Here is a 14,888-nt window from a genome sequence, read left to right on the forward strand (position 1 = left end):
TTTAAAGAAAAATAGTCTATTATAAATTGAAGTTATAAGTTCCATTAATCAAATTACAAATGAGCTTTTTGGTGAAGCTTGATGTGTTAAATAAGGAAACATATTCTCCATATTAGTGGGAGATGTAACTTCGACTAGCCAAATTAAAATTTGAAGTGAAAAACGGAAACATCTTATCCCTATCAGTGGAAGATGTAACTTCGACTAACCAAATTAAAATTTGGAGTCTCAGTTACATTGACAGACAGGTTTAAATGAAATATAATCTTGCTAGGAATAAAATTTAATATTAAAGCGATGAAGAGAATGAGTAAATATGACATAAATATTAAGAGAGGAAGTGGGTGGTGAAAACTTCTTATTTAGCATATTGAAGCTATCTTGGAGCTTATTTTACTTTAAGTGATGTATACTTTATACATAATTAGGGTGGTACCGCGGAAATTATAAGTTTTCGTCCCTTTTCTTTAGGGATGGAGACTTTTTTTATTTAAAATCAAAATAGAAGATGAAAATAGAAAAGTTAAGTATAAGTTTTAAGTTTTTCTATTTAAAGAAGTTGGAGGTAGAATTAATCATGAAATTCATGGGAGCAAATGAATTAAGAGAAAGCTTTATAAGCTTTTTTGAATCTAAGGAACACTTAAGAATGGAAAGTTTTCCACTAGTGCCTAAAAATGATAACAGTTTATTATTAATAAATGCTGGTATGGCACCACTTAAACCATACTTTACAGGTATACAAACACCACCAAAAACTAGAGTTACAACTTGTCAAAAGTGTATTAGAACTGGTGATATAGAAAATGTAGGGAAGACGTCAAGACATGGTACTTTCTTTGAAATGCTTGGTAACTTCTCATTTGGAGATTATTTCAAAAATGAAATTATTCCATGGTCATGGGAGTTTGTAACTGAAGTTTTAAAGTTACCTAAAGATAAATTATATGTAACTATTTATTTAGAAGATGATGAGGCTTATGACATTTGGACTTCTAAAACAGATATAGATCCAAATAGAATATTTAGATTAGGTAAAGATGATAATTTCTGGGAAGTTGGAACAGTAGGTCCATGTGGTCCTTGTACAGAAATTCATTTTGATAGAGGTGTAGATGTAGCGCCTGTTACAAATGTAGATGATTTTGTAGCTGCATCTGATGCTGATAGAATAGTTGAATTCTGGAACTTAGTATTTATTCAATTTGATAAACAAGAAGATGGAAGCTATGCTCCATTAAAGAATAAAAATATCGATACTGGTATGGGGCTTGAAAGAATTGCAACTATAATGCAAGGTGTTGATAACATATTCGAAATTGATACAGTAAAAAATATCTTAAATAAGGTATCTTCTTTATCAGGTGTAGAGTATGGAAAAAATGCAAACTCTGATACTTCATTAAGAATAGTAACAGACCATGTTAAAGCTGTAACTATGCTAATTTCTGATGGTGTTCAACCAAGTAATGAAGGAAGAGGATATGTTTTAAGAAGACTTTTAAGAAGAGCTGCAAGACATGGTAGATTACTTGGAATTAAAGGACTATTCTTAAAAGATGTTGTAGATGCTGTTGTTGAAAATTATGGCGGAAATTATCCAGTATTAGTTGAAAATAAAGATTATATAACAAAGATAATAACTTTAGAAGAAGAAAGATTTAATGAAACTATTGATAGTGGAATGAACATCTTAAATGGATATATTAAAGAATTAGAAGAAAGTAAAGCTACAGTTCTTTCTGGTGAAAAAGCGTTTAAATTATATGATACTTATGGATTCCCATTAGAATTAACAGAAGAAATTCTTGAAGAAAAGAATATGACAGTTGATCATGAAGAATTCAAAAAGGAAATGGAAGCTCAAAGAGAAAGAGCTAGAAGTGCAAGAGGGGAAACTTCTTACATGGGAGCTGAAGAAAATCCAATAAATAAAGTAAAAGCAGACGTTGAAACTGAATTCGTTGGATATACTTCAACTGAAGGAGTAGGAAAAGTTATAGTTCTTGCAACTGATGAAGCTTTTGTAGAAGAGTTAACAGAAGGTACTAAAGGATATATTTTAACTGCCAAGACTCCATTCTATGCTGAAATGGGTGGTCAAATTGGTGATACAGGTATAATAACAGGAACTAATGGTTCTGCTTATGTTTACAACACTAAGAAAAATGTTGGTGGAAAGACTGTACACTATGTTGAAGTTAAAAACGGAAGCATTAAGTTAAATGAAGAAGTTACTTTAAATGTAGATAGAGTAAGAAGAAGCAGTGTTTGTAAGAATCATACAGCAACACATATGTTACAAGCTGCATTAAAAGAAATAGTTGGATCACATGTTCATCAAGCAGGTTCTTTTGTAGATAACGAAAGATTAAGATTTGACTTTACTCACTTCCAAAGCTTAACTGCTGAAGAAATTCAAAAGGTTGAAGATTTAGTTAATGATAAAATAATGGAAGTTGATGAAGTTGAAACTAAGTTAATGACTATAGAAGAAGCTAAGGAATCAGGAGCTACTGCATTATTTGATGAGAAATATGGAGATAAAGTAAGAGTTGTAGCTGCAGGAGAATTCTCAAAAGAGCTTTGTGGAGGAACTCACGTTTCTAATGTTGGAGAAATTGGGTTATTTAAGATTGTTTCTGAAACAGGTGTTGCAGCAGGAATAAGAAGAATAGAAGCTTTAACAGGAAGAGCAGCTATTAAGTACATGGAAGAAAAACAAAGATTATTAAAAGAAGCTTGTGCAGCTCTTAAGTGTACAGAAAAAGATGTATTAAAGAAAATTTCAAGTCAAGGTGTGGAGCTTAAAGAAAAGGATAAAGAAATTGCAGAATTAAAATCTAAGCTTACAAGTGGAGCTTTAGACGACATATTAAAATCTGCTAAAGAAATAAATGGTGTTAAAGCTATTGCTTATGGATTAGAAGGTGTAGACGGAAATGCATTAAGAGATTTAGCTGATAAAATAAGAAGTAAAATGGGCTCTGGTGTTGTAGTTTTATTAAGTAACTTAGGAGATAAGGTTAACTTAGTTACTATGGCAACTAAGGATGTTTTAGATAGAGGAATACACTCAGGAAAAATAATTAAGGAAGTTGCTACAGTTGTTGGCGGAGGCGGCGGTGGAAGACCAGATATGGCTCAAGCCGGCGGTAAAAAGCCAGAAAAGATAGGAGAAGCAATAGAAGTTGCTTTCCAAACAATAGAAAATTTAATAAAATAAGTTTCTTGAAATAGTATACAATTATGTTAAGATAGGTTATAATATAAATAACAATTAATATTTGAAATTCCAAATGATTAAAAATAAATATAAACAATCGTAAGGGGGTGAAGCTGCGATATAAGCAGCGTGAGCTATGGAAAATAATCTTGACAGAACTATGCAATTTGACCTTAATATAAACAAGGAAGACTTAACAAAATCAATTTTGACTGATGTGTATAGTGCATTAAAGGAAAAGGGTTATAACCCAATAAATCAATTGGTAGGGTATCTAATTTCAGGTGACCCCTCTTACATTACTAGTTATAACGGAGCAAGAGCTTTACTAAGAAAACTTGAAAGAGATGAAATACTTGAAGAGGTAATAAAATCTTATCTAGATATAAAATAAAAGGTGCCCGTTAAGGGCACTTTTGTTTATTCGTTAATAAATATGTTTGATGATAAAATATATAAAATTTTTAGTAGAAGAAATACAAAATTTGTGAAATAAAATTTTAATTGAAAAATTAAATAATAGATAAAATTAAAAAAAGTAAGAATTACAGCACAATTAATTTAAATAAAGGAGTTTCTATGAGAATATTAGGGCTTGACGTTGGATCTAAAACTATTGGAGTTGCACTTAGTGATCCTTTAGGTTGGACAGCACAAGGAATTACAACAATTAGACGTACAAAGAAGGAACAAGATATTGAAGAAGTACATAAAATATGTAAGGAATATGGAGTTGAAACTATAGTTATTGGTTTGCCTAAAAATATGAATAATACAATAGGTGAAGCTGGAGAAAGAGTTTTAGCATTGTCTGAACTGATAAAAGAAAAAACAGGCTTACATATAGAGATGTGGGATGAAAGATTAACTACAGTTGCAGCACATAGAGCTATGCTTGAAGCGGATTTATCAAGAAATAAGAGAAAGAAAATCGTTGATAAAATAGCAGCTACATATATTCTACAAGGATACCTTGACAAATTAAGACTTAGCAAGTAACCCTTGATAAGTAGTAAATTGAAATATCTTCTTAGTGAAAGTATAAGGTTGATAATAAAATTTGATACGGACAAAAATAAAAATTAACTTACCAGTTTTTTTGAAATATGATAAAGTATAAATGAGAAAAAAGTCGTAATTAAATGGAAAAATGTAAAAAGATTATTATTAATATTTTTTTATTAGTTTTAATAAGCAATTTACTTAAAAGGTGTTCAATTTTAAAAATTCGTGTATAATAATAAGAAACAATATAGATAAAAGAGGAGTTAAATAAAAATGGATAAAGATTTAAAAGTTATACAATTATTTGATGAAGATGGAAATGAAATTAATCTAAATGTAATAGCATTTTTTGATATGGTAAATCCAGAAAATGATGAAAAGTCAGAGTATGTTATAGTACAAGAGCAAGGATATGAAGATGAAAATCCATTTGCTTTAAAAGTTATAAAAGACGAAGATGGCGAAGATATGTTTGAATTAATTGAAAATGAAGTAGAATTAGCTGCTATTGAAGAAGCTTATAATACTATTTTTATAGAAGAAGAATAAAAAAAGAAGTGAGGTGTTAAAATGAGCACAGTTAATATAGATATTGAACTTCTAAAAGAAAATTTAAAACAAAAGGGCTATAAATTAACGCCTCAAAGAAGAGCTATAGTTGATACAATTATTGAAAAAGAGGGAGAACACTTAACCGCAGAGGAAATTTATGATGAAGTTAAGAAAATATGTCCTGATATAGGTTTGGCAACAGTATATAGAACAGTTTTATTATTAGAAGAAATTGGTGTTATATTTAAGCTAGATTTAAATGATGGCTGTAGCAGATATGAGCTTGCACATAGTGAAGAAGCACATAGACATCATCATTTAGTATGTAATGAGTGTAAAGCTGTAATTGAAGTTCAAGATGATCTTTTAGATGAGCTTGAACACAACATACAAGAAACATATGGATTTAAAATTTTAGACCATAGTGTGAAATTTTTTGGTCTTTGTTCTGAATGTTGTAAAAAACTTAAAGGTAAATAAAAGATGAATATGAAGAGATAATATTTATCTTTGGAATACATAAAAGAAAAATAAGGAGGGGACATATGAAAAATGAAAAGGCTAAGGTTAAGATTATTCCTTTAGGTGGGGTAAATGAAATCGGAAAGAATTTAACTGCTATTGAATATAAAAATGATATAGTAGTTATTGATTGCGGTTTAAAATTTCCTGATGAAGATATGTTTGGAATAGATTTAGTTATACCAGATATAACTTATCTAATGAAAAATAAAGAAAAGGTATCTGGAATATTCTTAACTCACGGACATGAGGACCATATTGGAGCATTACCATATGTATTAAAACAATTAAATGTTCCAGTATACGGAACAAAACTAACATTAGGAATTGTTGAAACAAAGTTAAAGGAGCACGGGTTATTAAGCTCGACAGAACTTATAACAGTTAAACCAAGAGATGTAATTAGATTAAAGTCTGTATCAGTAGAATTTATAAAGACAAATCACTCAATAGCAGATTCAGTTGCTATTGCAATACACACGCCACTTGGAGTAGTTCTTCATACAGGTGACTTTAAGGTAGATTATACACCGATTGATGGTGAACCAATGGATTTTGCAAGATTTGCAGAATTAGGTAAAAAAGGTGTATTAGCTATGATGGCTGATTCAACAAATGTTGAAAGAGCTGGATACACTAAATCAGAAAGAATAGTTGGCGAAAGTTTGACTCGTATTTTTGGTAAAACAAAAGGAAGAATAATAATTGCAACATTTGCATCTAATATCCATAGAATTCAACAAATAATAGATGCTGCATCAACTTATGGTAGAAAAGTTGCTGTATCAGGAAGAAGTATGGAAAATATTATAAATGTTGCAATGGAACTTGGATATATTGAAATAGATAAAGAAAATTTAGTTCCAATAGATCAAATAAATAAATACAATGATAATCAAGTTGTAATTATTACTACAGGTAGCCAAGGTGAACCAATGTCAGCTTTAGCAAGAATGGCTGCTTCGGAGCACAGAAAAGTGAATATAGTTGAAGGGGATACAATAATAATTTCAGCTACACCTATTCCAGGTAATGAAAAGCTTGTATCAAGAGTAATTAATCAACTATTTAAAAAGGGTGCAGAGGTTATTTATGACTCTTTAGAAGATATCCATGTTTCAGGGCATGCATGTCAAGAAGAATTAAAACTTATGCAAACTTTAATTAAGCCAAAACATTTTATTCCAGTTCATGGCGAATATAGACATTTAAAACAACATGGAGAATTAGCAATAAAGCTTGGTCTTGATGAAAAGAATGTTGTTATTCCTGATTTAGGAGATGTAATAGAAGTTACAAGAAATTCTATTAAGAAGAATGGAAATGTAGTGGCAGGACAAATATTTGTAGATGGACTTGGTGTTGGTGATGTTGGAAATATAGTTTTAAGAGATAGAAAACATTTATCTCAAGATGGTATATTAACAGTAGTTGTAACGTTATCTAAAGAAACTAAAACAATAGTTGCAGGACCAGATATTATATCAAGAGGATTTGTATATGTTAGGGAATCTGAAGGATTAATGGATGGTGCTAGAGATATAGTTAGAGATATCTTATCAGAATGTGAAGAAAAGAAAATCACAGATTGGGCAACATTAAAATCAAAAGTAAGAGATGAATTAAGATATTATTTATACGAAAAGACAAAGAGAAAACCAATGATATTACCAATAATTATGGAAATATAAGTCTTTGTTGACAAGCAATTAAATTAATAGTAGAATAATTGATAGATTTGGGAATTGGATACGAGTGTATCCAATTTTCTTTTTGGGCAAAATATTTATAGGTTTACATAACTGAAAATCTAAGTCTTTGGTTAATTAGCTTAAACAGAGAGTTGAGAGATTTATGTTTAATAAGTAAAGAGAGTGTTAATTGATGTTCTTTTAATAATCTTAATAAGATATGCTTATTAGCTTATAAACTGAATTTTTATCTTCAAGGGTATTTAATTACATAGGAAGATAAAAAGTCGTTATCTAAGAACATGATGTTATTATATCCAAAGTTATAAGTTGGAGTATTATAATAACTAGTTAGTAGATAAATTAAGAATAGATAATTAAAAATTGGAAATTAATTATAACATTGCTTAATATTTTTATAAGTAATGTGTTTAGAGAATTTAAACAAAATTAAGAAATTTCAATATTAATTATCAATTAAATTAAAGTTAATGGAGGAAATTAAATGGAATTAATAACTAGAGATGATATTAGAAATATAGCTATAATAGCTCACGTTGACCATGGTAAGACTACATTAGTTGATGCTATGTTTAAAGAAAGTCACACATTTAGATCAAATGAAAAAATGGATGAAAGAGTAATGGATTCTAATGATTTAGAAAAGGAAAGAGGAATCACAATTCTTTCAAAGAATACTGCAGTAATGTACGATGGAATAAAAATTAACATCGTTGATACTCCAGGACATGCTGACTTTGGTGGAGAAGTTGAACGTGTACTTAAGATGGTTGACTCAGTTTTACTTGTTGTTGATTCTTATGAAGGACCAATGCCTCAAACTAAGTTCGTTTTAAAGAAAGCTTTAGAATTAAAATTAAAGCCAATAGTTGTTATAAATAAAATAGACAAACCAAATGCTAGACCAGAAGAGGTTATTGATGAAGTATTTGAGTTATTCTTAGAACTAGGTGCTGATGATGAACAATTAGACTTCCCAATAATCTATGCTTCAGCTAGAGAAGGTTTTGCAAGATATAATGTTGAAGATACAAATGATGGAATGGAACCATTATTCAAGACTATAATAGAGCATGTTGAACCACCAAAGGGATACATTGATGGACCTTTCCAAATGCTTGTTACAACATTAGATAGTAATGCCTTTGTTGGTAAAATTGCAATTGGTAAAGTACATAGAGGAACAGTTAAAAAGAACCAAAATGTTGCTTTAGTTAGACAAGATGGAACAAAATCAAACTATAAGATAACTGCTGTATTTGGATATAATGGATTAAAGAGAGAAGAAGTTGAAGAAGCTGGTCTTGGAGATATCATTGCTGTAAGTGGTATCCTAGATGCAAACATTGGTGAAACTATAGCTGATGCAGCTAATCCAGAAGCATTACCATTCGTAGAAATTGATGAACCAACACTTAACATGAATTTCATGGTTAATGATTCACCATTTGCAGGTAAAGAAGGAGAATTCGTTACTTCAAGACATCTAAGAGATAGATTAATGAAAGAATTAGAAACTAACGTAAGTTTAAGAGTTAAAGAAATAACTCCAGATTGCTTCGAAGTTTCAGGAAGAGGAGAACTTCACTTATCAGTTTTAATAGAAACAATGAGAAGAGAAGGATTCGAATTACAAGTTTCTAAACCAAATGTTATTTTCAAAGAAGAAAATGGAAAGAAATTAGAACCAATGGAATACTTAACTATAGATGTTCCAGAAGAATTCATGGGTGCTGTTATGGAAAAAATGGGACCAAGAAAAGCTGAAATGGTTAATATGACATCTGCTGTTAATGGATATACTAGATTAGAGTTCATAATTCCAGCAAGAGGTCTTATAGGATTCAGAAATGAATTTATGACTGATACAAAAGGTAATGGTATAATGAACCATGTATTTGAAGGATATGCTCCATATAAGGGAGAAATTGAATCAAGAAGTAGAGGTTCTATTGTATCATTTGAACAAGGTGAAGCAATTGCTTATGGATTATTTAATGCTCAAGAAAGAGGTAGATTATTCATAACTCCAGGTACACCAGTATACCAAGGTATGGTAGTTGGAGAATGTGCAAGAGCAGAAGATCTTGATATAAATGTTTGTAAAGGTAAAAAATTAACTAATACAAGAGCTTCAGGTTCTGATGATGCTGTTAAATTAGTTCCAGTTACTACTTTAACATTAGAGCAATCAATTGAATTCATTGGAAATGATGAATTAGTTGAAGTAACTCCACAAAGCATAAGAATCAGAAAGAGATACTTAGATGCAGCTGAAAGAAAGAGAATGATTAGCAGAAGCAAAAAATAATCTTTTAAGTTGTTTATAATTTCATAAAAAAGTATTATAATAGTGAATAGCTGGGAAACTAGCTATTCACTTTTAAATACAGGGGGTATTTATGAAGAAGAAAAGTAAAACGATAACTATGGTTATTGCTATTTTTGCAATATGTATCGTAGCTTTTATAGGAGTGAGATATATTTCTGTAGTTAATAAACCACTATTAATATCTCAAGATGAGGAAGTAATAGTGAGTGAGGGAGATAGTTTTTATAGTATAATAAATAAGCTATTTCAAGAGAAAAAAATAAAAAGCCCAATAATGATTAAAGTCTATTCTAAATTAACAAATGCGAATTTAGAAGTATTACCAGGGAAACACACATTAACTAAAGGCATGAATTTAAAAGAAGTAATAGAGGACTTAGGAAGTAAATCGGAAGGCGAAGGAATTTTACTTACTATTCCAGAAGGATTTACTATAGAGGATATTGCTTTTAAGTTAGAAGAGTTAGGAATTTGCTCATCAGATGAATTTTTAACGGCAGTTAAGGAATATCCATTACCATCATATATTACTAATAATCCTGATAAAAGATATAATTTAGAAGGATTTTTATTCCCAGATACATATAATTTTGATTTAAACGTTACACCAGAATACATAATACAAACAATGTTAGATAGATTTAAAGAAGTATGGGACGAAAATACAAAAGGCATGGATATTAAAGATGAGGATATTGAAAAGGTAGTAAATGTAGCTTCTATTATTGAAAAAGAAGCTAGAGTTGATGAGGATAGACCTTTAATAGCATCTGTTATTTATAATAGACTTAATATTGATATGCCACTTCAAATTGATGCAACAGTTATTTATGCTCACGGATATTATATTGAAAGTGTTAGAAATAGACATTTAGCAATTGAGTCTAAATATAACACATATCTTTATAAAGGTTTACCCGTAGGACCTATATCTAACCCAGGAGAAAAGTCTTTAGCAGCAGCTTTACATCCTGCAGATACTGACTATTTATTCTATATATTAGAAAAAGATGGAGAGCATTATTTTACGAATAACTATGATGATTTTGAAACAAAGAAAGAAGAGCTAGGATATTAAGCTATACGGAGGAGTTTAAGAAGATGAGTGGAATTACCTACGATTATATGGAAGAATATATTAGAGGATTAATACCAGAAAGTGAAGGAAGACTAAAAGCATTAGAAGATTTTGCTAAAGAAAATGGAGTGCCTATAGCGCAAAAGGAAACTATAAAGTTTTTAGAATTTATGGTTTCTATGAAAAAGCCTCTAAGAATATTGGAGCTTGGCACAGCTATTGGATATTCTGCAATTATAATGCATGAAGCAGCTGGAACTAATCCACATATTACTACTATTGAAAGAAGCGAAGAAATGATAAAATATGCAAAGGAAAATATAGAATCCTTTGGACTTTCTGATAAAATAAAAATTGAAGAAGGAGATTGTTTAGAAGTATTAGAAAAACTAGACGAACCTTATGATTTAATATTTATGGATGCAGGTAAAGGTCATTATAATCATTTCTTGCCACATTGCCTAAGACTTTTAAATAAGGATGGAATAATAATTGCTGATAATGTATTATTCAGAGGCATGGTTGCAACTGATGAGTTAGTTAAAAGAAGAAAAATAACAATAGTTAAGAGAATGAGAACTTATCTAGACTTAGTATCACAAGATAAAGAGTTAGTAACATCAGTAATTCCTATGGGAGATGGAATTGCTATAACAAAGAGGAGGTAACTACTTATGAGAAAACCAGAAATATTAGCACCTGCTGGTAATTTAGAAAAGCTAAAGATAGCTATAGATTTTGGAGCAGATGCTGTATATATTGGTGGAGGTAAATTAAATCTTAGAGCCTTTTCAAATAATTTTTCAAATGAAGAAATGATTGAAGGGATTAAGTATTGCCATGATAGAGGTAGAAAGCTTTATGTAACATTAAATGTTTTTGCAAGAAATCATGATTTACCTTCAGCAGGAGATTATATAAAGGGACTTTATGACATCGGTGTAGATGCAGTTATAGTTGCAGATCCATCATTAATTGCAATATGTAAAGAAGTTGCACCAGAATTAGAAATACATTTAAGTACTCAAGCAAATACTGTTAACTGGATGGCAACTAAATTCTGGTACGATTTAGGCGTTAAGAGAATAGTATTAGCAAGAGAGTTAACTTTTAAAGAAATAAATGAAATAACTGAAAATATTCCTAAGGGATGCGATATTGAAGCATTTATTCATGGTTCAATGTGTGTTGCATATTCTGGAAGATGTTTAATATCAAATTATATGATTAAGAGAGATGCCAATAAAGGAATCTGTGGTAATGTATGTAGATATAAATATCATTTAGTTGAAGAAACTAGACCAGGTGAATATTATCCTGTTATAGAAGATGATAATGGGACATATATAATGAACTCAAAAGATTTATGTATGATTCATTACATACCAGAGCTTGTTAAGAGTGGTATCTATTCTTTTAAAATTGAAGGAAGAATGAAGAGTGAATTCTATGTAGCTTCAGTAGTAAAAGCATATAGAGAAGCTTTAGATAGCTATTGGGAAAATCCATCTAACTATAAATTTAAAGATGAATGGATGGATATGCTTAGAAAAGTAAGTCATAGACCATATCACACAGGTTTCTATTTAGGAGTAAATGGTGAACAAAATTACGATGATGCAGGATATGTTAGAGATTATGAAATTGTCGGAATGGTAAAATCTTATGACCCTGAAACAAAGACTGCAACAGTTCTTCAAAAGAATAGAGTTTTTGAAGGTGAAGAAGTAGAAGTTTTAAGACCGGATGTTCCATATTTTAAGATTAAGCTTGAAGATATGTATGATATAGACAAAGATAGAAAGACAGATGTAGCAAATAGAGCACACATGATGTTTACTGTTAAAGTTGATACTCCATTAAAAGTAAATGACATGTTTGTAAAAGCTAACAATGTTATCAACATAAATAATAACTAAGGAGGAACTGTAATGTCAAAACCGATTTTAATAGGGATTACTGGAGGTACTGGTTCAGGTAAAAGTACAATAGCTGATGCCTTATATACAAACTTCCCTAAAGAATGTATTACTATGATACAACAAGATATGTATTATAAAGATCAAAGTCACTTATCTATGGAGGAAAGAGTTAAAACTAACTATGACCATCCAATGGCATTTGATAATGATTTATTAGTAGAACACTTAAAAAAATTAATAAATGGTGAAGCTATTGAAAAACCAAGTTATGATTTTACAGTGCATAATAGAGCAAAAGAAACAACTTTAGTTGAATCAAGAGATATAATATTAGTTGAAGGAATTTTAATACTTGAAGATGAGAGAATAAGAGATCTTTTAGATATTAAAGTTTATGTTGATACTGATGCCGATATAAGAATTTTAAGAAGATTAGTAAGAGATATAAATGAAAGAGGTAGAACAATTGAATCAGTTGTAGATCAATACTTAAATATTGTTAGACCTATGCATATGCAATTTACTGAGCCTACAAAGAAATATGCAGACATAATAGTTCCAGAAGGTGGACATAACTATGTTGCAATAGATATTTTAATGGCAAAAATTAGAGATATATTAAAATAATTTGAATAAAACACCTATTCTTTGGCTAGAATCTAGCTGAAGGAGGTGTTTTTTTATGTACAAATATAAAATTGATAGTAAGAGACTAACAATTGTTTGTATTACCTTTTTTGTAGTTTTAATGATTTTAGGTGTTAGATTATATTTTTTGATGATATATCCTAGTAATTTAGTTCAAGGTGAGCTTGAAGCACATCAATTAGAGTATACAAGTAATAATAATTATAAAATATTTGATACAGAGGGAAATGAATTAATTAAATATAATAAAAAATATGTTATGGTATTAGATACAAAACCTTTTAAGTTAAATAATTATGAAGAAACTTTAGAGGATTTATTAGCACTTAACTTCATAATGAAAACCGAAGATAGTACTTTTAACTTTTCAGATATAATGCAAACTGAAGGTAAATTTTATTATACAATAACAGAAGAAACATACAATAAGATAAATAAATTAACCAATATAAAGGGGATTTATTGTTATGAATATGATGAATTAGATTTAAAAGAAAGATGGAAAATAGAAAATGCAATTGCAAGTATAGATGTAGATAATGTAGTAGAGGGATCTTTTGAAGAAAAAATAGCAGATATAATTAAGGAAAATGAATATCCCAATAAGAGTTTTTCATTAGATAATAAATCTATCTATTATACATCAAAAACTGATGAAGGTGAAGAAAATAAAAACATTAGATTGACTATAAATAATGCTTGGACAGAAAAAATAAGGGAAGTATTAAATAGAGAAGAATATAGCTTTTTAAGTAACATAGGTGTTGTTTTATTAGAAGCTGATACGGGGAAAATTAGGGCTATGGTTCAAAAGGATGAAACGGAAGCAAATGTAAATTTAGGTATAGGTCTATTAGGATATGAACCAGGTTCGATTTTTAAAACTTTAACAGATTCTATAGCTTTAAATGAAGGATTAATAACTAATAATGATACTTTTGAGTGTACTGGAGAAATATGTACAAAATTAGGTGAAAAATATGCTCATGGACCTTTAACTGTAAATGAGGCTCTACAAGTATCATGTAATGACGTATTTGCGCAAGTAGGTAATTTAGCAGGATATGACACTATGCTTAAATATACAACTAATTTAGGGCTGTATAGCAAGGTTCTTGGGTTCTCTGGAGAAAATAGAGAAGAAGCTGTAGGGAGTATGCCTCCAGCAGGTGAAGGTGTAAGTAATTTTTCTATAGGTCAAAGCTTAACTGTAACTCCTCTTCAAATGGCAGGTGCAATTAATGCAATTACAAATGATGGGGTGTATATTAAACCAACTTTAATAGAAGCTATTGTTGATAATGATAATAATATTATAGAGAAAACACAAGAAGAAGAAAGAAGGGTTTTTTCAAGTACAACAGCGAAGATAGTGCAAAATGCAATGCATGATGTTATATGGAAGGGAACAGGATATGAAGCTAAGGTTGAAGGAATTAATCAAGGTGGAAAAACGGGGACTTCAACAGGTACAGCTAGTGATGGATCAAAAACAAATCATGGATGGTTTGCAGGTTATTTTGAATTAGGAGAGCATAAATATACATTAGTAGTAATAGCACCTAATATACCTGATATGCATCCTGATGGAAGGGAACTTGGAGGCGGAAATACTGGTGCACCAATTTATAGACAAATAATATATTCATTAATGGATGAAGAATGATAAAATTAATTAGTGGTTAAAAGTGATAAATTAATTATTAAGGGAGTAAACTTCATTAGAGGTTTATTCCTTTATTTTTTTATTAGATAATGCTGTAATTGGCTTTATGTATTTATTAGAGCACTTATAGGAGTATATTAATTTTGAAGTTTTCCATCAAATAAAATGTGTCAAGAAAATTAATTTAGTTTCATAAAGCAATATTTAGAGGAATTATCATATTAT

General features: G+C 29.8%; 12 protein-coding genes and 1 other annotated feature. All 12 genes read left to right on the forward strand.

Annotation, left to right across the window (positions count from 1 at the left end; genetic code table 11):
• Positions 1 to 288 precede the first annotated feature (288 nt).
• Positions 289 to 465: a binding site (T-box leader), on the forward strand.
• A 112-nt stretch (positions 466 to 577) separates the two neighbouring features.
• A complete protein-coding gene (gene alaS, locus LPC13_RS00660) occupies positions 578 to 3,226 on the forward strand; it encodes an alanine--tRNA ligase (protein WP_040419481.1) in 2,649 nt (882 codons plus the stop codon).
• A 136-nt stretch (positions 3,227 to 3,362) separates the two neighbouring features.
• Entirely contained in the window at positions 3,363 to 3,620 is a 258-nt protein-coding gene (locus LPC13_RS00665) for an IreB family regulatory phosphoprotein (RefSeq protein ID WP_005213587.1), read from the forward strand.
• A 185-nt stretch (positions 3,621 to 3,805) separates the two neighbouring features.
• On the forward strand, positions 3,806 to 4,225 hold the full coding sequence (ruvX, locus tag LPC13_RS00670) for a Holliday junction resolvase RuvX (RefSeq protein WP_005213586.1): 420 nt from the start codon (positions 3,806 to 3,808) through the stop codon (positions 4,223 to 4,225).
• Between the two features lie 279 nt (positions 4,226 to 4,504).
• The gene (locus LPC13_RS00675; RefSeq protein WP_005213585.1) at positions 4,505 to 4,780 is read left to right on the forward strand and encodes a DUF1292 domain-containing protein; all 276 of its coding nucleotides are present in this window, start codon (positions 4,505 to 4,507) and stop codon (positions 4,778 to 4,780) included.
• A gap of 21 nt (positions 4,781 to 4,801) precedes the next feature.
• A complete protein-coding gene (locus LPC13_RS00680; protein WP_005213584.1) occupies positions 4,802 to 5,263 on the forward strand; it encodes a Fur family transcriptional regulator in 462 nt (153 codons plus the stop codon).
• Between the two features lie 65 nt (positions 5,264 to 5,328).
• A complete protein-coding gene (locus LPC13_RS00685) occupies positions 5,329 to 6,996 on the forward strand; it encodes a ribonuclease J (protein WP_005213583.1) in 1,668 nt (555 codons plus the stop codon).
• Positions 6,997 to 7,501: 505 nt separating this feature from the next.
• A complete protein-coding gene (gene typA / locus LPC13_RS00690; protein ID WP_005213582.1) occupies positions 7,502 to 9,328 on the forward strand; it encodes a translational GTPase TypA in 1,827 nt (608 codons plus the stop codon).
• Positions 9,329 to 9,419: 91 nt separating this feature from the next.
• Positions 9,420 to 10,427: an endolytic transglycosylase MltG gene (gene mltG / locus LPC13_RS00695; protein ID WP_005213580.1), complete on the forward strand. Its 1,008-nt coding sequence runs from the start codon at positions 9,420 to 9,422 to the stop codon at positions 10,425 to 10,427.
• A gap of 23 nt (positions 10,428 to 10,450) precedes the next feature.
• Positions 10,451 to 11,095 (forward strand): O-methyltransferase, encoded by a 645-nt coding sequence (locus tag LPC13_RS00700; protein ID WP_005213578.1) that lies wholly within the window; start codon positions 10,451 to 10,453, stop codon positions 11,093 to 11,095.
• Positions 11,096 to 11,101: 6 nt separating this feature from the next.
• On the forward strand, positions 11,102 to 12,346 hold the full coding sequence (locus tag LPC13_RS00705; RefSeq protein WP_005213576.1) for a peptidase U32 family protein: 1,245 nt from the start codon (positions 11,102 to 11,104) through the stop codon (positions 12,344 to 12,346).
• A 12-nt stretch (positions 12,347 to 12,358) separates the two neighbouring features.
• Positions 12,359 to 12,976 (forward strand): uridine kinase, encoded by a 618-nt coding sequence (gene udk / locus LPC13_RS00710; protein WP_195244459.1) that lies wholly within the window; start codon positions 12,359 to 12,361, stop codon positions 12,974 to 12,976.
• A gap of 55 nt (positions 12,977 to 13,031) precedes the next feature.
• Positions 13,032 to 14,663, forward strand: a complete 1,632-nt coding sequence (locus tag LPC13_RS00715; RefSeq protein ID WP_195244460.1) for a penicillin-binding transpeptidase domain-containing protein — start codon at positions 13,032 to 13,034, stop codon at positions 14,661 to 14,663.
• Positions 14,664 to 14,888 lie beyond the last annotated feature (225 nt).

Origin of the sequence: Clostridium celatum, assembly GCF_021412605.1 — a bacterium.
Classification (GTDB): domain Bacteria; phylum Bacillota; class Clostridia; order Clostridiales; family Clostridiaceae; genus Clostridium; species Clostridium celatum.